Source organism: Burkholderia sp. MSMB1459WGS, from assembly GCF_001534535.1.
GTDB lineage: Bacteria > Pseudomonadota > Gammaproteobacteria > Burkholderiales > Burkholderiaceae > Burkholderia.
In genome coordinates this window covers 25,827-49,352 of sequence record NZ_LPMU01000044.1, presented here as the reverse complement: position 1 = coordinate 49,352, position 23,526 = coordinate 25,827, and the positions used below count along the sequence as shown (strand labels likewise).

The window sequence follows — 23,526 nt, the reverse complement described above, 5'->3', positions numbered from 1 at the left end:
GCGTGACGCGTCGACGGCACTGCATCGCCGCGCCGGTCATGGCAAGCTGTCGGCTCGGGAGCAGGATCGGATGGCCAGTACATTCCGCCTCGCAACCGCTTGACGGCTTGCCGGCCCCATACCGCCGTCAGGCCACCGCTACCAGCCCGCCATAACGGTCGCACGCAGCGACGACTGCCTGCGCCGGCCGCCACCCCACTGCCCCCGCCACCGCCAGCCCCGTGTGTTCCTTCACGGCCTGCACGAAACGCTCCGCAATCCAGTCGACGAACGCGCGCACGCCGGGCGATACATGCGGGCGCTTCACGTAGACGGCCGACACGGCGAGCGCATCGGGCTGCCAGCCGGGCAGCACCTCCCGCAATCGCCCGGCCTCGATCAGCGGCTGCGCGGCGACGCGCGTCGGCTGGATCAGCCCGAGGCCGTGCACGCCGCAGGCGAGATACGCCTGCTCGTCGTCCACGCCGACGATGCCGTCGAGCCGCACCTTGCGCACGGCGTCGTCCACCGCGAACTCGAGCTCGGCCGGACGGTGGCCGGACACGTGCGACGCGCCTACCGCGCGATGCGCGCCCAGCTCGTCGGGCGTGCGCGGCACGCCGAAGCGGTCGAGATACGCGGGGCTCGCGCACGTCACGCGCTCGAGCGAGCCGAGCCGGCGCGCGACGAGCGACGAATCGGGCAGCGCACCGAGCCGGATACTGCAGTCGATCGCGTCGCCGATACGATCGACCGCGCGCCCGGCCACGGCGAGCATCAGTTCGAGATCGGGATGCCGTGCGTTGAATTCGCCGAGCGCCGGCAATACGATCGCGCCCGCCACCGACGCCGGCAACTCGACGCGCAACGGCCCGCTCGGATGCAGCGCGGCGCCGCGGATGCTGGCTTCGAGCTCGTCGACGTCCGCCGTGATGCTGACGCAGCGCCGGTAGTACGCGTCGCCTTCGGGCGTCGCCCGCAACGCGCGCGTCGTGCGCACCAGCAACGGCATGCCGAGCGCCGCTTCGAGCTCCTGCACGGTGCGCGTCGCGGTGGCGCGCGAAATGCCGAGCGCCTGCGCCGCGCGCGTAAAGCTGTTCATTTCGACGATGCGCGTGAAGATGCGCATCGCGCGGATCGGATTGTCCACCCCAACACCTCTGCGTGGTTGCGATATGCCGCAGCGCGCGTTCGCGCACTGCGCCTGCGTGCCGATGTCGACGCAAGCCGCGCGACCCGCGCGGCCGTCGGATCAGGCGTTCGCCGCCGCGATGCTGCGCGCCGGTTCGGCGAGCAGCCGTTGCGCGAGCGCCAGCGCGTCGTCGCGGCTCGCCGCCGCATTCAGCGGATACCCCCAGACCTTCTCGAAGGCACCCGAAAAAGCATTGAGCGCCACGCGCCGCGCCGCGTTGGGCTCGATCGCGATCATCCCGGGGATCCATTCGCGCGACAGCGCGCGGTTGGCCTTGCTCCATTTCGCGAGCTGCTTGCGTATCTCGTGATCGTTATCGGCGCGATCGTCGCCGGATGGCGCATCGTCGGTCAGAAGAACGAAGCGTTCGCGGCGCGCGAGCAGCGCGTCGAGTTCGGCAATCAGGCGGGCGGGATCGGTGGGGGGCGAGCCGCTGTAACGCAGCCAGACAAACGGGAATTCAGTCGTGACGATTTGCATGTCGGCCTCCAGATAAGAACGATTCTCATTCTATGGAGCGAGACCTCATGCGTCATTTCTCATCCCGGCCAACTGCTTTTTCAATCCGGCCAAACGTGCGCGGGCGCGCATTCCGGCCGTTCAGCGCTGCCGGTCGGTCAGGAATTGCGTCGGCGATTTGCCGGTCGCCTTGCGGAACATCGTGACGAAGCTGCTCGCGCTCTCGTAGCCGAGATCGATCGCGATCTGATGCACGCGGCGGCCGGTCGTCAGCATCCGCAGCGACAGCGCGACGTGCAGCCGCCGGCGCCAGTCGCCGAGGCTCATCCCGAGTTCCTTCGTCGCGAGGCGCGTGAGGCTGCGCTCGCTGATGCCCGCGCGCCGGGCGAGTTCGGGCAGCGGCGACTTGTCGGCCGGATCGTCGAGCAGATGGTCGATCAGCTTGCGCAGCCGGCGATCGGCCGGCATCGGCAGGTACAAGTCCTCGACCGGCGCCGCGACGAGTTCGTCGAGCAGCGTCGCCACCAGCCGCCCTTGCGGCCCGTCGACGTCGTACAGGTTCGGGAAGCTGGCCGCCTTCAGCAGCAACTCGCGCAACAACGGCGACATGGCCAGCGTGCAGCAGCGCGTGGGCAGGTCGAGCGCCGCGTCGGGTTCGACCAGGACCGCGTAGAAGGTCGCGCCGGCCGAGCCGCGCGCCGCATGCGGGACGTCGCCCGGAATCCAGACCGTGCATTGCGGCGGCGCGCTCCACACGCCGCCGTCGATCTCGCAATAGACGACGCCGCTCAGCGTGTAGAGCAGTTGCGCCTGACGATGGCTGTGCCGCTCCAGCCGCCATTCGGGCTCGACGACCGAGCCGCCGAACACCACGAGCGGACGCGGCACGTGATAGACGTCGGCGTCCGCGGCGGGATCGGTAATCGGTGGAAGGTCGCGCATGGAACGACGGGCTGTGGAAAAGGCCGGACGCCGACGCGTCCTTTCGTGCTTATACCAGAAAGGCGCCGGCGCAGCCGTGCCGTTCGACGAGGCGTCTGCGGCCGCGCGACGAACCGAATACAATGCGGCGATCCCCTGTCGCTGCGCCAACCTGCCGGAGCCGCCATGTTCGACCTGACCACGCTGACCACCTTCACGGCCGTCGTCCTGGGCCTGTTCCTGATTCCCGGCCCCGCCGTGCTGCTCGTGCTGAGTCGCACCGTGCAGGGCGGCCGCAAGACCGGCATCCTGACCGGCCTCGGCGTCGCGAGCGGCGACTTCGTGCATACGCTGTTCGCGGCCGTCGGGCTGTCCGCGCTGCTGATGACGTCGGCGCTCGCGTTCAACGTCGTGAAGCTGGCCGGCGCAGCGTACCTGATCTATCTCGGCGTGCGCGCGCTGCTGGAGAAAGCTGCCGATCCGTCGCTGCCGCAAGTATCGCCCGTCACGCCGCTCAAGGCGTACCTGCAGGCGATTCCCGCCGAAGTGCTGAATCCGAAGACGGCGCTGTTCTTTCTCGCATTCATGCCGCAGTTCGTGCATCCGGAGCGCGGCTCGACGTTCGTGCAATTCGCGGTGCTCGGGCTGATCTTCGTCGTGCTCAGCTCGCTCTATACGACGCTGATCGCGTGCTCGATCCGCCCGCTCGGCCGCATCGTGAAGCGGCTCACGTGGCTCACGCGCTGGCAGGGCAAGATCATCGGTTCGATCTTCATCGCGCTCGGGCTGCGCGTGGCCGTGCAGCAGCGCTGATGCGCGCGGCCGCATGACGCGCGCCGGCACGGACCTGCTCTACACCGACCCGCGCCTCGTCGCGGTATACGACCTGTTCAACGCCGGCGATCGGGACTTCGCGTTCTACGCCGCCGAGATCGGCGCCGCCCCGCAACGCATCCTCGATCTCGGCTGCGGCACCGGCACGTTCGCACGACGGCTGGCGGCGGCCGGGCATGACGTCGTCGCGATCGATCCCGCTTCGGCGATGATCGATTACGCGCGACGCCAGCCGGGCGCCGATGCCGTCCGTTGGTTCGCGTGCGCGCTCGACGGCCTGCCGCCCGGTGCGCCGTTCGATGCGGTCGTGATGACCGGGCACGCGTTCCAGTGCCTGCTGACCGACGACGACATCGACGCGACGCTGCGCGGCGTGCGGCGCGTACTCGCCGACGGTGGCCGCTTCCTGTTCGAGACCCGCAACCCGCGCACCGAACCGTGGCGGGCATGGACGCCCGCGCAGTCGGCGCGCAGCGTCGAATCGCACGCATTCGGCATCGTCGATCTCCATCACGCGGTGCGGGCGATCGACGGCGCGATCGTGACGTTCGACACGCACTACCGCTTCCGTCGCGACGATACGGTGCTGACGAATACGAGCCGGCTGCGTTTCATCGCGCACGCCGAATTGGAGGCGCGCGTGGCGGCGGCCGGTTTCGCGTCGGCCGACTGGTGCGGCGACTGGGACCACGCTCCGTTCGACGAAGCGACCAGCGCGGAGATCATCGCGATCTGCCGCGCGTGAGCGCGGGTGCGTCGATTGCGCCGGCGGTGGGCAGCGTGTTCACCGCATACGCATCCCGGATCGGGCGGCGCGACCGTCGGACGCGGCGCGGCCGGCAGTCGACGAAACGAACGGCGCGGTGCCTGCCGGCATCGCGCCGCTTGCGCGTCGATCGGCCACGTGCGTGCCCGCGCACCGTTTCGTCACATCGTTCCTCCCCATTGCAGCGGTATACTGGATGCCGTTCGCGCCACTGCACTCGACCTGCACCGCTTGCTGACGATGCGCTTGCAGTCCGGCATCATCCGCCCGCCTCCTCCCAGTCGATCCGAACCGCCATGTCGCACCGTTTTTCGCTCGCCGTCGCCGCCCTCCTCGCCGCTTCCCCGATCGTCACGCACGCCCGTCCGCTGTCGCGGCCGCCGGTCGAACGCGAGTTCAAGAGCTGGTCGGTCGTCTGCGACAACGGCAATCGCTGTATCGCGGAAAGTCACGCCGACGATATCGACGATGCACGCGCCGGCCTGATCCTGCGCGTGACGCGCGACGCCGGCCCGGACGCGCAACCGTCGCTCGACCTTTACGCATCGGCGCCGATCGACTTGCGCACGGCCCGCGTCGACGGCCGACCGTTCGATGCGATGCCGACGCAATGGCATACGTTCGGCGACAAGACCGACGACGAAGCCCGCCCGTTCCGGATCCGGACCAACGATCCGGCCACGGTGGCCGCGTGGCTGGCCGCGGCGCGTAATGCCCAATTGCTGAGCCTCGGCGATCCGGCATCGGCGCCCACCGCGCGTACGCCGTTGTCGGGATTGAATGCCGCGTTGCTGCTGATCGACGATACGCAGGGCCGCGTCGGCACGGTCACGGCGCTGTCGCGCCCCGGCGCCCGGCCTGCGTCGTCGGTGCCGGCCGCGCCCGCGTTGCCGCCCGCGGTCACGCCCGCGCCGCCGGCCGACTCGCCCCTGTCGAGCGCCGAACAGCGGCCGCTCGTCGACGCGGTGCTCGCGAAATTCGGCGCCGACGTGAAGCAATGTGCGGCCGAGGTCGAAGACGAAATGTCGGCGAGCGACCGCAGGAAAGCGTCGCGCGCCGTCGCGATCTCGTCCGACGAGGCGCTCGTCGCGATCCCGTGCCAGACCAGCAGCCTGTATAACCACACCGACCTGTGGTATCGCGTGCGCCGCACCGCGCCGTACATGCCGGCCGCGATGAATTTCGGCGAGAACGCGAGCGCGGGCCTCGATTCGGCGTCGTTCGCGAACGAGCTGACCGACGCCAGTTACGATTCCGCCCGCGCGACGCTGTCGAGCACGGTCAGATTGCGCAGCGCCGGCGATTGCGGCTCGACCGCATCGTGGGTCTTCGACGGCCGGCGCTTCGTGCTCGACGGCCTCGCAACGCACAGCACCTGCAACGGCCTGTTCGAGGCTCGATGGCCGCGCCTGTATCGCCGGGCCGACGCGGCCGGCAGCCCGCACTGACGCGTCACGTCACGCGGCGCCGACGATCGAGATCGAGAATCCGTCCCAGCCCTTCTGCCCGACCGTCTGCACGGCGGTCGTCATGAGTGCGGGCTCGGCCGCGAGGCGCGCGAACCCGTCGCGCACGCCGACCACGTCCGGCTCGCGATTGCCCGGATCGGCGACGCGCCCGTTTCGCACGACGTTGTCGACGACGATCACCGTGCCGGGCCGCGACAGCTTCAGCGCCGCGTCGAGATAAACGGCGTTGTTGTCCTTGTCCGCATCGATGAAGACGAAATCGAACGGCGCCTCACCGGCTTCGACGAGCCGCGCCAGGCTGTCCTTCGCACTGCCGACCACCACCGACACGACCGCCGCCAAGCCGGCGCGCGCGATGTTCTGCGTCGCGACCTTCGCGTGTGCCGGGTTCAGCTCGAGCGTCACGAGCGAGCCGCCCGGCGGCAACGCGCGCGCCAGCCAGATCGTGCTGTAGCCGCCGAGCGTGCCGACTTCGAGAATCCGCCGCGCGCCGCGGATCGTCGCGAGCAGCTGCAACAGCTTGCCCTGATTCGGCGCGACGTTGATCGCGGGCAGCCCGGCCGCGTCGCTCGCCGCCAGCGCGGCATCGAGCGCAGCGTCGGACGGCACGAGCGTCGCCGACAAATACGCATCCACCTGGTTCCATCGATCCTGATCCATCGCGCACCTCTCGTCTGCGGAAAAAACATTCTATGCGCCGCGCCCGATAAGCAACACACCATTCGTTCTAAGGGCAGCCGCGCACGTGCTCCTATAATCGCCGGACGGCAGGACCCTCGACCTTCACAACAACAAACGGAGCACCCATGACCGATCAGGCCAATTCGAACTGGCGCCTCGAAACCATCGCCGTGCATGGCGGTTATCGTCCCGACCCGACCACGCGCGCGGTCGCCGTCCCGATCTACCAGACCGTTGCGTACGCATTCGACGACACGCAGCACGGCGCCGACCTGTTCGACCTGAAGGTCCAGGGCAACATCTACACGCGGATCATGAACCCGACGACGGACGTGCTCGAGCAGCGGATCGCCGCGCTCGAGGGCGGCATCGGCGCGCTCGCGCTCGCATCGGGGCAAGCCGCCGTCACGTATGCGATCCAGACGATCGCCGAAGCCGGTGACAACATCGTGTCCGCGAGTTCGCTGTACGGCGGCACCTACAACCTGTTCGCACATACGCTGCCGCAATACGGGATCGCCACGCGCTTCGCCGATCCGCGCGATCCTGCATCGTTCGCACCGCTGATCGATGCGCGCACGAAGGCGATCTTCGCGGAATCGGTCGGCAACCCGCTCGGCAACGTCACCGACATCGCCGCGCTCGCGGAGGTCGCGCATCGCCACGGCATCCCGTTGATCGTCGACAACACGGTGCCGTCGCCATACCTGCTGCGCCCGTTCGAACACGGCGCGGACATCGTCGTGCACTCGCTGACGAAATATCTCGGCGGGCACGGCACGAGCCTCGGCGGCGCGATCGTCGATTCGGGCAAGTTCCCGTGGGCCGAGCACGCGGACCGCTTCAAGCGGCTCAACGAGCCGGACGTCAGCTATCACGGCGTCGTCTATACCGATGCGTTCGGGCCGGCAGCCTATATCGGCCGCGCCCGCGTGGTGCCGCTGCGCAACATGGGCGCGGCGATCTCGCCGTTCAATGCGTTCCAGATCCTGCAGGGGATCGAGACGCTCGCGCTGCGCGTCGAGCGGATCAGCGACAACGCGCTGAGGATCGCGCAGCACCTCGCGCGCCACGAGCACGTCGAATGGGTGAACTACGCGGGCCTGCCCGATCACCCCGACCATCCGCTCGTCGCGCGCTACCTGTCGGGCCGTGCGCCGGGCATCCTGACGTTCGGCGTGAAGGGCGGACGCGACGGCGGCGCGAAGTTCCAGGATGCGCTGAAGCTGTTCACGCGGCTCGTCAACATCGGCGATACGAAGTCGCTCGCGACGCACCCGGCATCGACCACGCACCGTCAACTGTCGCCGGCCGAACTCGCGAAGGCCGGCGTGAAGGAAGAAACGGTGCGGCTGTCGATCGGCATCGAGCATATCGACGACCTGCTCGCCGATCTCGACCAGGCGCTCGCGCAGCTTTGACCGGAACGGGCAGGCCGGATTGCCGGTGCGCCCCGCATCAAACCGCTTGACCCTGGAGCGGCTTCAAGGTGTTCAATCTCCGGTTGATGCCGGAGCGACGCCCGGCGCGTACGATCGTGCCACGCAGCCTCCGCTGCGACACGCCAACCGCCGAGAGGCCTCATGACACCGACCGCGAAGCTTGCGCTGCTCACGTTACCGCCCGTGCTGGCGGCCTGTCTCGGCGCCCTCGCGGCCGCGTGGCGCGCGCCCGGCCCGAAAACGTCGAGCGTGATCCAGCATTTCACCGGCGGCATCGTGTTCGCGGCCGCCGCGCTCGAACTGCTGCCGCAAGACCGTGCGCATGCGCTGTTTCCGGTCGTCGTCGGCTTCGTGCTCGGGATCGCGCTGATGCTGGCGATTCGCGCGCTGTCGGGTGCGATCGAGACGCGCTTCGAGGACGCGCGCTTGCCCGTGAGCCTGATCGTCGTCACGGCGATCGACCTCGTCGTCGACGGCCTGGTGCTCGGCATCGCCTTTTCCGCGAGCGACGCAAGCGGCATCATCCTGACCGTCGCGCTGACGCTCGAGGTGCTGTTCCTCGCGCTGTCGGTCAGCGCGGCGCTGGCCGCGGCCGGCACCGGCCGCACGCCGTCGATCGTCGTGCCGGTCGCGCTCGCGGCGCTGCTGAGCCTCGCGGCCGTTGCAGGCAACGCGGCGTTCGCGGGACTGCCGGCGAATATCTATGCGGCGCTTCTGGGGCTGGGCACCGTCGCGCTGTTGTACCTCGTCGTCGAAGAACTGCTGGTCGAAGCGCACGAGGTACCCGAAACGCCGTTCGCGACGGCCTCGTTCTTCATCGGCTTCATCGTGTTCTTCCTGATCGAGGGATCCGTGAAGGCCGGGTAGGCCGCGCGCGACGGCGTGACGGTGTGACGGCTACCACGTCGTCGCGCCGGTCGGCCAGGTATCGACGATGCGCGTGCCGTTGACCGGCGTGACACCCTCGCTGCGCAGCGCGGTCCACAGGTCGATCGCATGTTCGCGCGATTTTCGGGTGCCGTCGTCGGTCAGCACGTTCAACGCGATCACTTCGTCGCGTGTCGTCAGTTGCAATTGCTCCTTCAGCTTGCGCGACTGATGCGACACGGTACGGACGTCGCCGAGCACGATCCGTTTCGCCGCGACGGTCGACGCGTCGCCGGCATCGGCCGGCACGAACGTCAGCCAGCCAGCGGCGACTTCGCATTGTCCGCGCGCGAACGTCGCGGTCCACGCGCCAGCCGGCACGGCCGCCAACTCGCAGCGCATCCGCTCGCTCGCGCGGCGACCGACGTCGTGCGCCGGCGCGTGCGACAGCGCACGTTCCGGCCAGCCTGCTGCCATCGCGGCCGTCGACATCAGGTACGCGGCCAGCACGATCCCTTTCGCGACATTGCGCATCGCACTCTCCTTTCCGTGCATGAACGATCAAAGCCCCGCGAAGCGGTTGTCGTGCGCATCGACCAGCGGCGACTTCTCGCCGCGATGAACGGCCGTGCGATGAATCTCCCGATTGCGAGCGACGGCGGCCGGGCTCGCCGGATAGTCGTGAGTCGGGCTCGGGATCACGCCGTCGTGACGCGCGCGCACCAGCTCCTGAATCACGTCCTGACGGCGCTTCGGCTGCGCGGCCACGGCCTGCGAGAAGGCCACGATCGACAGTGCGGCAACGGTGACGGCGATCGTCGGGCGTGGAATGTTCATCTGGATGGCTCCTTATTGGAATGCCGTGACGGGAGCGCTCACTTTGATCCTGCGGCGGTGCGGATTCGTGATCGCTTCATGACGGTTTCGTCACCGTTCCGCCACGCGCGCCACGTGACGAAAATTTCATGTTTCGATCAGGTTCGCGATGGGCCGCGCCGCTACGATCGGAACGGTAGCGGGCCCTGCCCGTTCCCATCCACGCAGCGGGTCGCTGCCGTACGGCACGATCACGCATTAGGCCCGGGCTCGTCGAGTGCCGGGCCGTTTTTTACGCGTGTCCGACGATTCACCGCGCGGATTGGCGCTGCGGGTACAGGCATGGATGCGTTTTCACATACAGGTTCGGATTGCCGCAGCGGTGCCCCGCATAGTCGATCTGCTCGCCAGGCATCGTGCCGGCCGGCACCGGCTTGCGCGTGGCGGCCGGCGCAGTAGCCGTGGTACTGGAGCGTGTCGACGATGCGCAGCCCGCGAACGACGGAACGATCAGGACTGCGATCAAGGCGAGCCGAATGGCAGGACGGTGCAATTTTCGATCCGGAATGAAGGCTTGAACGGCGCCGCCCGCTATCGGTACTGCAGTGGCGACCGGCACGAACGCCACCGGCTCGGTCGGCCAACGGCAGACTTCATGTTCCGCTTCCCGCTCATCGCACCGATGACGCGAACATGACGGTTGCGTCATGTCGAACGAGTCCGCCCGGCGCACTGGCGCGCGCCGCAATCTGACGCATTTTTCATCTCGCGATCACGATCGCGCACGGCCGCTTTCGCATACTGGGTCCATGGTTCGCCACCCGGCGGCCGCGATCAAGGAGAGCATCGATGAAAACCGCAAAACTCGCAGCATGGTTCGTCACCGCCACGCTGTCGCTCGGCATGGCCACGCAGGCCGCGCTCGCCCAAACGCAAGGCAAGTCCCGCTCGCAGGTCGTCAACGAACTGAAGCAGGCGCAGCACGACGGAGTCGTGCCGACGAGCAAGACGCAGTACCCGCCGACCGGCGAGATCGTTGCACGCAACAAGGAACTGCACGGAATTTCGGTGCATGGCGGCGAGAAGAAGCCGCAGACCGACAATCACGACGACCTGACCGCGAAGCAATGACGCCCAGCCCCACGGCCGCAGGCAACGCGCCGCGCGCGGCTGCCTTGCGGCGAACGCGCGGGCGTGTGCGCCCGCGCCGTCAGGTGCCGATGGCGGCCGGCCGTTCAGGCGCGGCCGGCCGTCGCGGAAAGCGCAGCCAGAAGGTCGTGCGGCGACCCGGCTCGCTGTCGACGCCGCATTCGCCGCCGTGATTGTCCATGATCGACCGGACGATCGCGAGGCCGAGCCCCGTGCCCGACGCGGAATCGTGCCGCGACGGATCGACGCGATAGAAGCGCTCGAAAATCCGCCCGACGTGCTCCGCCGCGATGCCGGGCCCCGTGTCCGACACGGCGATCGTCGTCGCGCCGCCCTGCTCGACGCAATCGATCGTCACGACACTGCCGCGCGGCGCATAGGTCAGCGCATTCGACAGCAGGTTGCTCAACGCGCGCTGGTACAGCGTCAGATCCGCATCGACCCACGCATGGCCGTCGACCTTCACCGTCACGCCCTCGTCTTCCGCAAGCGGCTCGTAGTAGCCGGCCACCCGCTGGGCCTCCTCCGCCGCATTCAGGCGCCGCACATCGATCGACGTGCCGGCCTGCTCCGAACGCGCGAGAAACAGCATGTCCTCGATCATCCGCGACAGCCGCTGGTATTCGTCGATGCTCGACTCGATCACGCTCCGGTATTCGTCCGCGCTGCGCGGTTGCGACAGCACGACCTGCGCGGCCGCCTGCAGGTTCGTCAGCGGCGTGCGCATGTCGTGCGCAAGATTCGACGAGAACTGGCTCAGCCGCGTGAACGATTCGTTCAGCCGCGCAAGCATCCCGTTGAACGCATGCTCGAGTTCCTTCAGCTCGCCTGACGTATCGAGTTCCGGCAGCGGATGCGCGAGCCGGCTCGTCGACATCTGCTCGGCGCGCGCCGCGAATCGTCGCAGCGGGCTCAGCCCGAGCGCCGCGACGCCGTATGCGATCGCGGCCGCGAGCACCACGCCGAACACCTCGATCACAACGATCGTATAAGCGTGCGTGCGCAACAGCAGCACGTCGGCGCTGCGGTCGTATTGCACGGCGACGCGCACCACGGGCGCCCCGGCGCCGGCGAGCGGCACGCTCGTCAGCAGATACCGGTGCCGCACGCCGGGCGCGGCGATGCCGACCGGCACGCGCCCGGCGTTCGTCGACAGCAGCGGCGCATACGGGCGGAAGCCCGGCGTGCCGACGAGGCGCGCACCGCCGGCATCGAAGATCGCGAGATCCATGTTCGGATGCCCGTGCAACTGGTCGATCCAGATATCGGCGTTGCGCGCGACGTCGGCCGTCGTGCGCGCCTCGGCCAGATGCGCCCCCAGTGCGGCGGAAATGCCGGCCATCTGCTCGGCCGCCGTGGCTTCGACGCGGTTGCTCAGCGCCTCGTACAGTGCGACGCCGCTCGACGCGAGGATCACCGACGTCGACAGGATGATCAGCGCGGTCAGGCGGCCGCGCAGCGTGCGCGGCAGCAGGCGCGCGATCATGCGGCCGCGCCGCCGCGCGTTTCGAGCACGTAGCCCATCCCGCGCACCGTGTGGATCAGCTTCGGTTCGTACGCGTCGTCGATCTTCGAGCGCAGCCGGCGAATCGCCGAATCGACGACGTTCGTGTCGCTGTTGAAGTTCATGTCCCACACCTGCGACGCGATGGTCGCGCGCGGCAGGATCTCGCCTTCGCGGCGCATCAGCAGCCACAGCAGCGCGAACTCCTTCGCGGTCAGCAGGATCGTGTCGCCCTGCCGCGTCGCCTTGCGGCGCGTCAGGTCGAGTTCGAGATCGGCCACGCGCAGCGTGTTCGAGTCGCGCGGCTGGCCGCGCCGCAGGATCGACTTGATGCGCGCGGTCAGCTCGACGAAATCGAACGGCTTCGCGAGATAGTCGTCCGCGCCGAGTTCGAGCCCCTTCACGCGATCGCCGACGTCGTCGCGCGCGGTGAGGAACAGCACGGGCGTCGACTTGCTGCGCCGCAGGTTCTGCAGCAGCGTCCAGCCGTCCTGCCCGGGCAGCATCACGTCGAGTACGAGCAGGTCGTACTCCTCCGTTTCGGCCTGGTGCTGGCCCGTGATGCCGTCCTCGACCCAGTCGACGACGTAGCCGGCCTCGGTCAGGCCCTTGCGCAGATATGCGCCCGTCTTCGGTTCATCCTCGACAATCAGAATTCGCATCACGCATTACCCTTGAAGAAACCCAGCCGGCGCAGCACGCGGGCACAGACGCCGCCGCGCAACGCCGTGCGCCACGACACCGCATGGCTGACACGGTACAGCACCGGCAGCACCAGCAGCGTCAACGCCGTGGACGACAGGATACCGCCGATCACGACCGTCGCGAGCGGGCGCTGCACCTCGGCGCCCGTGCCGGTCGCGAACGCCATCGGCAGGAAGCCGAGCGATGCGACCAGCGCGGTCATCAGCACGGGCCGCAGCCGCGTGAGCGCGCCGTCGCGCACGGCCGCGTCGAGCGGCATCCCTTCGTCGCGCAGGTTGCGGATGAACGAGATCATCACGAGCCCGTTGAGCACGGCCACGCCGGACAGCGCGATGAAACCGACCGCCGCCGTGATCGACAGCGGAATCCCGCGCAGCCACAGCGACACGACGCCCCCGCTCAGCGCGAACGGAATGCCGGTGAACACCAGCAGCCCGTCCTTCACGTTGTTGAACATCACGAACAGCAACACGAACACCATGAACAGCGCGAGCGGCACGACGAGCTTCAGGCGCTCGCTCGCGCTTTGCAGCTGCTCGAATTGCCCGCCCCACGACACCCAGTACCCGGCCGGCACACGCACGTCCTGCTGCAACTGCTCGCGCGCATCGGCGACGAACGAGCCGACGTCGCGGCCGCGCACGTTCGCGCTGACCACCACCCGCCGCTTGCCGTCCTCGCGGCTGATCTGGTTCGGGCCCGGCGCCACGTCGATCGTCGCGAGCTCCGCGAGCGGCACGTACGGCGCCGCCGCGAGCGGCGCGCTGGCGCTCGCGGCCGGCGCGGGCAGCGCGATCGGCAGCCGCTTGATCGCCTCGATGTCGGAGCGCAGCTCGTCGGGCAGCCGCACGACGATGTCGAAGCGGCGGTCGCCCTGGAACAGCGTGCCGGCCTTCCGCCCGCCGACGGCCGCGGCCACCGAATCCTGCAGGTCGGCGACGCTCACGCCGTAGCGCGCGAGCTTGTCGCGGTCGAGGTTGACGGTCAGCACCGGCAGGCCCGTGGTCTGCTCGACCTTCACCTCCGACGCGCCCGGCACCTTCTGCAGTGCAGCCGCGATCTGCTCGCCCGTCCGGTTCAACACGGCCATGTCGTCGCCGAAGAGCTTCACGGCGACGTCGCTGCGCACACCCGAGATCAGCTCGTTGAAGCGCAGCTGGATCGGCTGCGAGAATTCGTACGCGTTGCCCGGCAGCTCGGCGAGCGCGTCCTCGATCTCGCGCACGAGCCGGTCGCGCGGCTTCTTCGGATCGGGCCACGTGTCGGCCGGCTTCAGCATGATGTAGCCGTCCGACAGGTTCGGCGGCATCGGGTCGGCCGCGATCTCGGCCGTGCCGGTGCGTGCGAACACGCGCTCGATCTCGGGGAAACGTGCCTTCAGCGTCTTCTCGATCGACTTCTGCATCTCGACCGACTGCGACAGGCTCGTGCCGGGAATCCGCAGCGCGGACACGGCCAGGTCACCCTCGTTCAGGCTCGGGATGAACTCGCTGCCGAGGCGCGTCGCCAGCCCCAGCGTGACCAGCACGATCGCGCCCGCCCCGGTCATCACGCGCGCCGGGCGCGTCATGAACGCGGCGAGCACCGGTTCGTACGCGCGCCGCGCCCAGCCCATCAGCCGGTTTTCCTTCTCCTCGACCCGCTCGCCGATGAACAACGCGACGGCCGCCGGAATGAACGTGACGGTCAGCACCATCGCGGCAGCGAGCGCCATCACGACGGTCGTCGCCATCGGGTGGAACATCTTGCCTTCAACGCCGGTCAGCGCGAAGATCGGCAGGTACACCACCATGATGATCAGTTGCCCGAAGATCAGCGCGCGGCGCGCCTCCTGCGAGGCGCCGAACACTTCGGCAAAACGCTCGGCGCGCGTGAGCGGCCGCCCGGCCGCCGCCTGCGCATGCGCGAGCCGCCGCACGCAGTTCTCGACGATCACCACCGCGCCGTCGACGATGATCCCGAAGTCGAGCGCGCCGAGGCTCATCAGGTTGGCGCTCACCTTCGCGTTGACCATCCCGGTGAAGGTCATCAGCATCGACAGCGGAATCACGAGCGCGGTGATCAGCGCCGCGCGGATGTTGCCGAGGAACAGGAACAGCACGGCTATCACGAGCACCGCGCCTTCGAGCAGGTTCTTCTTCACCGTCGCGACGGCCTTCTCGACGAGCACCGTGCGGTCGTACACCGGAATCGCCCTCACACCGGCCGGCAGCGTGCGGTTCACGTCCTCCATCTTCGCGGCGACGGCCTTCGACACCGTCCGGCTGTTCTCGCCCATCAGCATGAACACCGTGCCGAGCACGACTTCCTCGCCGTTCGACGTCGCGGCGCCGGTGCGCAGTTCGCGGCCGATGTCGACCGCGCCGACGTCCTTCATCCGCACCGGCACGCCGCCGACGTTGGTCAGCACGATGTTCGCGATGTCGTCGACGGTGCGCGCCTGGCCCGGTACGCGCACGAGATACTGCTCGCCGCGCTTTTCGATGTAGCCGGCGCCGACGTTGTCGTTGTTGCGCTCCAGCGCGCGCACGACGTCGGCGAGCGTCAGCCCGTACGACATCAGCTTCGCCGGATTCGGCGCGACGCGGTACTCCTTCACGTAGCCGCCGATCGAGTTGACCTCGGTCACGCCGCGCACGTTGCGCAACTGCGGCCGCACGACCCAGTCCTGCAGCTCGCGCAGGTCGGCCGCCGTATAGCGCGTACCGTCGGGCTTGCGCGCGTTGGCGTCGGCCTCGACGGTCCACAGGTAGATCTCGCCGAGGCCCGTCGACGTCGGCCCCATCGCGGGCGCGATGCCGGCCGGCAGCTTGTCCTTCGCTTCCTGAATGCGCTCGTTGACGAGCTGCCGCGCGAAGTAGATGTCGGTGCCGTCCTTGAAGATCACGGTGACCTGCGACAGCCCGTAGCGCGAGATCGAGCGCGTCTGCTCCAGCCCCGGCAGCCCGGCCATCGCGGTCTCGACCGGATAGGTGATGCGCTGCTCAGCCTCGAGCGGCGAGTAGCCGGGCGCGGACGTGTTGATCTGCACCTGCACGTTGGTGATGTCGGGCACCGCGTCGATCGGCAGGCGCTGGTAGCTGAACACGCCCAGCGCGGCCACGGCCGCGATCGCCAGCATCACGAGCCAGCGGTGCGCAATCGCAAAGCGAATCACACGCTCAAACATGTCGGGATTCCTTGAAGCGGAGCACGGACGTCCTCACCGGACGGGCCGAGCGGCCGGTCGACCGGCCGCTCGGAAAGCAAACCGCATGAAGAGCCGCCAGCCTCGCCACGGCGCATGCGTATTGCCGCTCATTCATGTTCCGCGCTCCCCTTGCCGAGTTCCGCCTTCAGCACGAAGCTGTTCGACGCCGCGTATTCCTGGCCGGGCTGGAGCCCCTTCAGCACTTCCGTCGCGCGTTCGTCGCGCCGCCCCGTCTCGACGGCCTGCGCGACGAAGCCTTTCGGCGAGCGCACGAACACCGACGGCGCACCGTCGACGTCCTGCAGCGCGTCGCTCGCGACCGCGAGCGGCACGCCCTGCGCACCCGCATCGACCGACACGTTCACGAACATCCCCGGGCGCCACACGCGGTCCGGGTTCGGCAGCACGACGCGCGCCGGCGCGGTGCGCGTCTGCTCGCCGAGCAGCGACCCCACGTACGCGATCGGGCCGCTCGAACGCGATTCGAACGCGGTCGCGATCACCGTCGCGTCGCGGCCGACGCGTACGTCGCCGAGCCGCTGCGCGGGCACCGCCATCTCGGCCCACACGGTGGACAGGTCGGAAATCACGAACATGCTCGCGTCGGCGGCGATCGCCTCGCCGGGCGTCGCATGTTTCTCGACGATCGTGCCCGCGAACGGCGCGCGCAGTTCGTAACGGTTCAGCGCGCCCGCGCCGACTGGCGCGTTCAGCGCGGCGAGCTTCTGCCGCGCGTTCTGCACGGCGATCTCGGCCTCGCGCAACTGCACCTGGGCCTGCTGGTAATCCTGCTCGGCCGAAATCCGTTCCTGCCACAACGTGCGTTCGCGCTCGTAGGTCGCGCGCGCCCCCGCCAGACGGCGCTCGGCCGTCAGCAACTCGCTGCGGCGGTCGGCCAGATCGGTGCTCGCGATCACCGCGAGCACCTGCCCCTTCGCGACGTTCTGCCCGAGCGACACCGACACCTGCTCGACGATGCCGGCCACGCGCGGCACCACGTGCGCGGTGCGATCCTCGTTGAACTTGATCTCGCCCGGCAACTGGAACGGCGTCGCGATCTGCGCGGGGCCGGCCTTCGCAAGCGCGATCCTCGACGTCGCGAGTTGCGCGTCGCTCAGCGCGATCGCACCGTCGGCGCGCGCGAACGGGAACGATGCCGCATCGTTGCCAGCCTTCACGTCGATCGTCGCATCGAACACGTGCGGCTTCGCGACCGACTGCGCCGACACGAACTTCCGGCCGGCCGCGTCGAACCGCAACGGTTCGCGCGTACGGTCGTACCGCACCAGCGTGCCGGACACGGTCACGCCGTCGATCGCAGGCTTGCCGCCGACGAATGGATAGACGACGAGCCGCGCGTCGCCGGGTTTTTCCGTCATTACGATCTCGACCGACAGCTTGCCGCGCTCGAGCACGACACCGCCGCGCGCGCCGGCGCCCTCGGCCGGCTGCGCGGCTTCGGCGGCCGTCCGCGCCGATGCGCTGCTGCCGCCCCGCGCGACGGCGAGCGCGCCGATCACGATCCCTGCGCCACCGAGCACGGCGGCCGCCATAACGAAGATTCTGCTGCGTGACATGATGAACCTTCCGGTGAGAGCGGCGCTTAGCGCGCGACGGCCGCGAGCGGCGTGCCGACGAGCCGGCCGATATCGGCGCGAGCCGCATGGGCGCCGGCGAGCGCACGGACGTATTGCGATTGCCCCAGGAACAGCGTGCGCTGCGCGTCGAGCACGTCGAGGAAGCTGAACTTCCCGAGCTCGTAGCCGCGCGACATCGCGTCGAGCGCAAGACGCGCGGCCGGCAGGATGTCGGATTTCAGCCGCTGCGCTTCCTGCTCGGCGGCCTCGAAATTCGCGTACGCCTGCGCGAGCTCCAGCCGCAGGCGCGTGCGTTCGCGATCGAGATCGGCGTTCGCGCGCTCGGCCTTGTGCGTCGCCTCGAGCAGCGCACCCCGGTTCGTGTTGAACAGCGGAATCGGAATCGATATGCCGACCACGGCCTGGTTGTCGGGCACGCCGCCCGTGGTCACGCGCTTCACGCCCGCGCTAACCGTCACGTCCGGAACGCGGCGCGCGCGTTCGAGCGACACGGCCGCATTCGCGCGCAGCAGCTCGGCGCGCGCGACCCGCGCGAGCGGTGCGTCGTCGAGCTGCGCGGTCAACGCGGACAGCGGCTCGACCGGCGGCACGTTTTCCAGGTCGCCGCGCACCGCGAGCCGGTCGTTGCGCGCTTCGCCCATCACGGCGTTCAGCTTCTCGCGCGCAACCTCGACACGGCCGCGTGCGGTCACCACTTCGATCTGCACGCCGGCCGCCGCGACCTGAGCCTTGGTCGCCTCGACCGGCGACACCTTGCCGGCCTGCGCGCGGCGCGCCGCGAGATCCGCGGAGCGCGCGGCGATCGCGGCCGATTCCTCGGTCACCTGTAGCTGGCGCTGTGCGGCGAGCAGCCCGTAGAACGCGGCGATCACGTCGGCGCGCACCGCGGCGCCCTGCTCGTCGAGCGAGGCGCTCGCCGCCTCGCGGCCGTACGACGCGACATCGAGCCGTGCGCGGCGCTTGCCGCCCAGTTCGATGGCCTGGCCGATCATCGCGGTGGACGTGCGTTCGGCGCGGCTGAAGCCTTCCTGCAGGAACGACACTTCGGGATTCGGGCGCGCGCCGGCCTGCATCAACGCGCCGGCCGATGCATCGACGTCCGCGCGCGCGCCGCGCAGCGCCGGATTGTTCCGCGCCGCGACCGCGAGCGCATCGGACAGCGTCAATGACGGCGCAGGAAGCGCGCCGGATGGCGGTGCGCCGATCGGCGTCGCGCTGCCGGCTGCGGTCGCGGCCGGCCCCGGCGTCGGCGACGGCTGTGCATGAGCCGTCGCGGCCATCGCGAAGACGATGGCCGCGGCGAGGTTGAGCTTGAGCATGTTCGGTTCTGCGATAACGGTTCGCGACCGATGCTACGGACCGGCCGCAGTGCGAACATGAGGCGAAGATGATATTTCCGTCATGTCGGGTGCAGCGGCACGCAGGCGTGCGACCGCCCCGCGGGAACGGCATGCCGCGTCGAAGATCGGGAGGACGGGTTGAACGTACCGCGCAACGCGCGCACGGAAGATTGCAGGTTGTCGAGGAATCGGTACGCGTGCGCGGCAGGCCCGCGCACTCGGATCAGGCGATCCCTTGCTTCGCGCGCCGCCGCTGCACGAGCCAGTCGAGCAGTTGCCGCCCGTCGCGTTCGCCGAACCAGCGCGCGTGCCCGATCAGGTAGCCGTCGTACGCGATGTCGACGATCGCCGGCGCATCGATGATGCAGCCGAAATACGCGACTTCCGACAGCGCGAACTCCGTATGCACGATCGGCAGCAGCGCGACCAGCGCCGCATACGCGTCGTCGCTCAACGGTTCGAGCGATTCGTAGCCGTCGAGCAGCGCGTCGATCTGGTCGTATTCGACGCGCCGCGCATCGGCCGGCGCCATCCAGTCGACCGTATTGCGCTCGATCGCGAGCGCGAGGTCCATGACCGCGCAGGTGCGGTCAGACAAGCCGAAATCGAGCACGGTCCGGACCTGCGCGCCGGGCCCCGCCTCGGTCCACAGCAGGTTCGACGCGTGCCAGTCGCCGTGCGTCCACAGCGGCGGCAACGCCGGCAGCAGCGGCACGAGGCGCGCGTGATACGGGCCGATCGCGTCGGCCACGTCGCGACGCCAGTCGCGCGAGCCGAGCGCACGCACGAGCAGCGGCTGCGCGTCGACCCAGCGTTCGAGCGCGCCCGCCAGATCGGCGCACGACAGCACGCGAAAGCTCGACAGCAGCGTGCGCACGGGCCGCGCGGGCGCATCGTAGCCGGCCGACGCGCGATGCAGCTCGGCCAGCGCGCGGCCGGCCGCATACGCATGCGATGGATGCGTGAACGGCTGCCACGACATCACGCCGCGATACGGATCGACGCCGGGTGCGAGCACGTGCACCTCGTACGTCCATTCGCCGGACGCGAACGCGGTCGCACCGTTGCGATCGGCCAGCACGTCCACCACCGGCATCCCGCGCGCGCGCAGATGCGCGATGAAGCGATGCTCTTCCTCGAGCCCGGCGACATCGCGCAGGCTCGCGTGATGACGCTTGACGAACAACCCGCGCCCGTCGGCCATCCGCACCAGCACGGCGGCCGCGAACTGCCGCGGGCTGTGCCACGTCAGCCGCACCGGTTCGCCCGCGCCGTCGATCCGCGCGAGCACGGCCGCCACTTCGTCGTGCGTGATCAGCGGCCAGTCGCGTTCGGCCTGCTCGCCGTCCACGCCGAATTGCGGCGGCGCGACGTCGCGCGACAGGGGGCCGTCCGGCTCGAGGGGGAATGACATGAACGGCGTTGCTCCGTGGTTGAATCCGTGCGCGAGTCAGCGCGCGCCGCCGCCCGATGCGAGCGGGCCGCCGGCGGCCGCGCGCAATGCGGCGGCCGTCCGGCTCCAGTCGCGCCAGCCGACGACGGCCAGCCCGATGAACAGCGCATAGAGTCCGGCCGTCAGATACAGTTCCTTGAACACGAACATCCCGACGTACACGACGTTCACGACGATCCACAGTCCCCACGACGCGATGTAGCGCCGTGCGGTCCAGTATTGCGCGACGAGGCTGAACGCGGTCAGCGACGCATCGACGAACGGCAGCGCCGCATCGGTCCAGCGCGCCATCATCCCGCCGAGCAGCGCGCTGCCGACGACGGCCGCGATCAGGTCGGGCAGCATCTGCCGGGGCCGCACGCCGGTCACGGGTGCGACATCGCCGGCCGGCGCCGCCTCGCCGTCGGCACCGCCGGCGGCCTCGCTCGCGCGCTGCGCGAGCCAGCGCTGCCAGCCGTACACCTGGAGCACCGCGAACGCGCCCTGCAGCAGCATGTCGGAATACAGCTTCGCGTCGAAGAAGATCCAGCCGTACAGCGCGACCGATGCGAGGCCGACCGGCCAGCACAGCATGCGCCGTTTCGCGGTCAGCCAGATCGCGAGCGCGCTGACGATCACGCCGGCGATTTCGAGTGGGGACATCGTCTGTGCTCTCCTGGTGGGCTGCCGGGGCCGCGCGTCACGCGGCCGATTCCGGTCGGTCAGAAATCATAGGTCAACGACACGCGCGCGGTGCGCGGCGCACCCGGGAACAGGTACGCATCGCCCTGCTGCTCGCCTGCGTCGCGCCAGTAGAACTTGTTGAACAGATTGTCCACCGATACGCGCAACACCGTGCGATGGCCGCCGATCTTCGTCGTATAACGCGCGCCGAGATTGAACACGAACCACGACGGCACGCGCGCGGTGCCTTCCTCGTTCGCGTTGCGCGCCGCGCTGTATTCCACGCCGCCGAGCACGTTCAGGCCCGCGATGCCCGGCACCGCGTAGTCCGCATACAGCGACGCGCGTAGCGCGGGCACGTTGATGATCTGGTGTCCTTCGTAGGCCGGCGACCCCGAATCGACCGCGCGGGCGCGAATCGCCGCGACGCTGGCCGTCAGCCCCAGCCGCTCGGTCACGCGCCCGGCTGCGCCGAGCTCGATTCCCTGGTGCCGCTGCGTGCCGCGCTGCACGAACGTGTAGGTCGTGCCCGATGCGTCGGGATCGGCGAACTGGAACGGCTTGCTGATCGAGAACACGGCGGCCGTGAGGCTCAGCCGGTCGAGCCAGTCGTATTTCGCGCCGACCTCGAACTGGTGCGATTCGACGGGCGGCAGGAATGCATACGCGTTGGTCGCGCGCACGGGCGCCTGATCGCCGAGCGACAGCGCCTTGCTGTACGACGCATACAGCGACAGCACGTCCACCGGCTTGTAGACGAGCGCGACCTGCGGCAGGAACACCGAGCGGTCGGTATGTGTCGTATCGCCGTCGAGGCTGCTCCAGCTGCGCTGGCGCAGCAGCACTTCCTTGCCGCCCGCGAGCACCTGCCAGTGTTCGCCGATGCCGATGCGGTCGAGCCCGAACACGCCGTACTGCCACGCATCGAGGCGCGGATACGACGGCCCGGGCGAATTCGGCGACGGCGAGAAGGTCAGGTCCGGCCCGTAGACGTTCTCGCTGCCCACGTAGTCGTACACGGCGTCGGCCATGTGCACGACGCGGCGCTGCACGCTCACGCCGAGCGTCAGCTCGTGCCGCAGCGGCCCCGTCGCGAACCTGCCCGTCGTGACCGCGCGCAGATCGTCGTTGCGCCGGTATTCGCCGGGGCTGCGGAAGTCGTATACGTCGTAGTCGCCGTTCGCGCCGAAGAAGAACGGCGACGTCGCGCCGGCCGCGCAGCTTGCCGCGTAATAGCAGCCGTACGCGAACGCGCTGTTGTCGTCGATCATCGTGCGGCTACGGCCGGCAGCGACGTAGGCCTTCCAGTCGTCGTTGAACCGGTAGTCGAAGCGTGCGTTCAGGTTCAGCGCATCGGTCGTCACCGGTTTCGCCCACGGCTGCGTGCCGAGCGCCTTCGACGTCGTCTTGACCGACGGCACGACGGTGCCGCCGAGCAACTGGTAGCCGGGCGCGGAGCGCTGGATCCACTGCTGGAATTCGGCGTTGAGCTGCAGGCTCGCGCGCGGGCCGATGTCCCAGTCGGCGGCGATCGAGCCGAACGTGCGCCGCCCGTTCGTGCCGTCGATATAGGAATGCATGTTCTCCTTCGCCGCATTGATCCGGAACCCGAACTGATGGTCGGGGCCGAAGCGGCGGCCGAGATCGACGGCCGCCGACGTCGAGCCGCGGCTGTCGACGCCGCCCGTCACGCTCGCGACGTTCGCGGAGCGCTTGGTCACGAAGTTGATCACGCCGCCCGGCGCGACGACGCCGCCGTCGATGCCCGCGAGCCCTTTCAGGATCTCGACGCGCTCCTTGTTCTCGAGCGGCACGTTCTGCTCGCCGGACACCGTCAGCCCGTCGATCCGGATCGCGCTCGCGAGATCGACCGGAAAGCCGCGGATCGCGAAGCCTTCGAAATAACCCACCGGCGCATAGTCGTTGACGACCGACGCATCGTTGCGCACGACGTCGCTCAAGCGCTTCGCCTGCTGATCGTCGATCAGCGCGCGCGTGACGACGCTCACCGACGCCGGCGTGTCGCGCAGCGGCGCGTCGTCGAACCCCGCGACCGACGCTTCGCGCGCCCGCAGCGGGTGGCCGCGCTCGCCGCTCACCGTGATCGCGGGCAGCGTCGCGCTGCCGGTCGCGTCGGCGCCCGGCGCGGGCGGTTCGCCCGGTGCCGCGGCAGCCTGCACCGCGAAAAGCGTGACGCCGAGACCGACACCGAGACCGACACCGAGCCCGACCTTCGTGCGCCGCCGCCGTTCGGGCGCCGCTGTTGTTCTATTCACCGTCATTGTTCTGGATGGAAAACTCGCCACTCGACCCTGTCGAAACCCGTTGGAAGCTGCGAAGCGTGCACCCGCCGCCGCGCCCGTCGCCGGACGCGTGCGTCGACGCGGTATTCATCGGACGAACCGGACCATGCGGCGCGCAAGCGGGCCGGCCGGTCGGAACAGCGCAGGATGGGGCATCGGATTCGGATGACGCGCCGGAAACGATGCAGCGGCCGA

Annotated in this window: 21 protein-coding genes; 6 read left to right on the top strand and 15 right to left on the bottom strand. The window is 69.2% G+C overall.

All coding sequences use genetic code 11. The annotated features are described in order from the left end of the window. Window positions 1-127: 127 nt before the first annotated feature. The 3 genes from WT97_RS16940 to WT97_RS16930 form a co-directional block, all read right to left on the bottom strand. Window positions 128-1,129, bottom strand: coding sequence for a LysR family transcriptional regulator (locus WT97_RS16940; RefSeq protein ID WP_060353880.1), 1,002 nt, complete (start codon window positions 1,127-1,129; stop codon window positions 128-130). Window positions 1,130-1,231: 102 nt separating this feature from the next. Next, window positions 1,232-1,651, bottom strand: coding sequence for a hypothetical protein (locus WT97_RS16935; protein ID WP_059504152.1), 420 nt, complete (start codon window positions 1,649-1,651; stop codon window positions 1,232-1,234). 120 nt (window positions 1,652-1,771) lie between these two features. Beyond that, a complete protein-coding gene (locus WT97_RS16930; RefSeq protein ID WP_059504154.1) occupies window positions 1,772-2,572 on the bottom strand; it encodes a helix-turn-helix domain-containing protein in 801 nt (266 codons plus the stop codon). A gap of 165 nt (window positions 2,573-2,737) precedes the next feature. On the opposite strand from WT97_RS16930, the gene WT97_RS16925 reads away from it, so the two are divergent. The 3 genes from WT97_RS16925 (at window position 2,738) to WT97_RS16915 (ending at window position 5,599) form a co-directional block, all read left to right on the top strand. Continuing rightward, window positions 2,738-3,364 carry a LysE family translocator gene (locus WT97_RS16925; protein WP_059504156.1) on the top strand — a complete coding sequence of 209 codons (627 nt, stop codon included), beginning with the start codon at window positions 2,738-2,740 and terminating at the stop codon, window positions 3,362-3,364. Between the two features lie 13 nt (window positions 3,365-3,377). Then, complete coding sequence (locus WT97_RS16920) at window positions 3,378-4,130, top strand: bifunctional 2-polyprenyl-6-hydroxyphenol methylase/3-demethylubiquinol 3-O-methyltransferase UbiG (protein ID WP_060353879.1); 753 nt, start codon at window positions 3,378-3,380, stop codon at window positions 4,128-4,130. Between the two features lie 317 nt (window positions 4,131-4,447). Further along, window positions 4,448-5,599 carry a DUF1176 domain-containing protein gene (locus WT97_RS16915; RefSeq protein WP_179949785.1) on the top strand — a complete coding sequence of 384 codons (1,152 nt, stop codon included), beginning with the start codon at window positions 4,448-4,450 and terminating at the stop codon, window positions 5,597-5,599. Between the two features lie 9 nt (window positions 5,600-5,608). On the opposite strand, the gene WT97_RS16910 is transcribed toward WT97_RS16915, so the two are convergent. Next, a complete protein-coding gene (locus WT97_RS16910; protein WP_059504163.1) occupies window positions 5,609-6,280 on the bottom strand; it encodes an O-methyltransferase in 672 nt (223 codons plus the stop codon). Window positions 6,281-6,426: 146 nt separating this feature from the next. On the opposite strand from WT97_RS16910, the gene WT97_RS16905 reads away from it, so the two are divergent. Further along, window positions 6,427-7,722: an O-acetylhomoserine aminocarboxypropyltransferase/cysteine synthase family protein gene (locus tag WT97_RS16905; RefSeq protein WP_060353877.1), complete on the top strand. Its 1,296-nt coding sequence runs from the start codon at window positions 6,427-6,429 to the stop codon at window positions 7,720-7,722. Window positions 7,723-7,884: 162 nt separating this feature from the next. Continuing rightward, complete coding sequence (locus WT97_RS16900) at window positions 7,885-8,610, top strand: hypothetical protein (RefSeq protein WP_060353876.1); 726 nt, start codon at window positions 7,885-7,887, stop codon at window positions 8,608-8,610. A 30-nt stretch (window positions 8,611-8,640) separates the two neighbouring features. Here WT97_RS16900 and WT97_RS16895 read toward each other — a convergent pair whose 3' ends face one another. From WT97_RS16895 to WT97_RS16885, 3 genes are all read right to left on the bottom strand, one after another. Beyond that, window positions 8,641-9,144: a hypothetical protein gene (locus tag WT97_RS16895; RefSeq protein WP_059504167.1), complete on the bottom strand. Its 504-nt coding sequence runs from the start codon at window positions 9,142-9,144 to the stop codon at window positions 8,641-8,643. A 27-nt stretch (window positions 9,145-9,171) separates the two neighbouring features. Continuing rightward, complete coding sequence (locus WT97_RS16890) at window positions 9,172-9,447, bottom strand: DUF4148 domain-containing protein (protein ID WP_060036443.1); 276 nt, start codon at window positions 9,445-9,447, stop codon at window positions 9,172-9,174. Window positions 9,448-9,736: 289 nt separating this feature from the next. Then, on the bottom strand, window positions 9,737-10,135 hold the full coding sequence (locus WT97_RS16885) for a hypothetical protein (protein WP_257128502.1): 399 nt from the start codon (window positions 10,133-10,135) through the stop codon (window positions 9,737-9,739). 140 nt (window positions 10,136-10,275) lie between these two features. Between WT97_RS16885 and WT97_RS16880 the strand changes: the two genes are divergently transcribed. Then, window positions 10,276-10,557, top strand: coding sequence for a DUF4148 domain-containing protein (locus tag WT97_RS16880; protein WP_060353875.1), 282 nt, complete (start codon window positions 10,276-10,278; stop codon window positions 10,555-10,557). A 79-nt stretch (window positions 10,558-10,636) separates the two neighbouring features. Here WT97_RS16880 and WT97_RS16875 read toward each other — a convergent pair whose 3' ends face one another. The 8 genes from WT97_RS16875 to WT97_RS16840 all read right to left on the bottom strand — a co-directional run bounded on the left by WT97_RS16875 (window position 10,637) and on the right by WT97_RS16840 (window position 23,310). Beyond that, on the bottom strand, window positions 10,637-12,061 hold the full coding sequence (locus WT97_RS16875) for a heavy metal sensor histidine kinase (RefSeq protein WP_060353874.1): 1,425 nt from the start codon (window positions 12,059-12,061) through the stop codon (window positions 10,637-10,639). Then, the gene (irlR, locus tag WT97_RS16870; RefSeq protein ID WP_034205392.1) at window positions 12,058-12,741 is read right to left on the bottom strand and encodes a heavy metal response regulator transcription factor IrlR; all 684 of its coding nucleotides are present in this window, start codon (window positions 12,739-12,741) and stop codon (window positions 12,058-12,060) included. The genes WT97_RS16875 and irlR overlap by 4 nt, the downstream gene beginning before the upstream one ends. After that, window positions 12,741-15,953 carry an efflux RND transporter permease subunit gene (locus WT97_RS16865; RefSeq protein ID WP_060353873.1) on the bottom strand — a complete coding sequence of 1,071 codons (3,213 nt, stop codon included), beginning with the start codon at window positions 15,951-15,953 and terminating at the stop codon, window positions 12,741-12,743. The genes irlR and WT97_RS16865 overlap by 1 nt, the downstream gene beginning before the upstream one ends. A 128-nt stretch (window positions 15,954-16,081) precedes the next feature. Further along, window positions 16,082-17,551, bottom strand: coding sequence for an efflux RND transporter periplasmic adaptor subunit (locus WT97_RS16860; protein WP_060353872.1), 1,470 nt, complete (start codon window positions 17,549-17,551; stop codon window positions 16,082-16,084). Between the two features lie 26 nt (window positions 17,552-17,577). Then, window positions 17,578-18,891, bottom strand: a complete 1,314-nt coding sequence (locus WT97_RS16855) for a TolC family protein (RefSeq protein ID WP_060353871.1) — start codon at window positions 18,889-18,891, stop codon at window positions 17,578-17,580. Window positions 18,892-19,135: 244 nt separating this feature from the next. Next, window positions 19,136-20,326, bottom strand: coding sequence for a phosphotransferase enzyme family protein (locus WT97_RS16850; RefSeq protein WP_060353870.1), 1,191 nt, complete (start codon window positions 20,324-20,326; stop codon window positions 19,136-19,138). 36 nt (window positions 20,327-20,362) lie between these two features. Next, window positions 20,363-21,007 carry a nicotinamide riboside transporter PnuC gene (gene pnuC / locus WT97_RS16845; RefSeq protein ID WP_059504185.1) on the bottom strand — a complete coding sequence of 215 codons (645 nt, stop codon included), beginning with the start codon at window positions 21,005-21,007 and terminating at the stop codon, window positions 20,363-20,365. 59 nt (window positions 21,008-21,066) lie between these two features. Next, window positions 21,067-23,310, bottom strand: a complete 2,244-nt coding sequence (locus WT97_RS16840; protein WP_060353869.1) for a TonB-dependent siderophore receptor — start codon at window positions 23,308-23,310, stop codon at window positions 21,067-21,069. Between the last annotated feature and the right edge of the window lie 216 nt (window positions 23,311-23,526).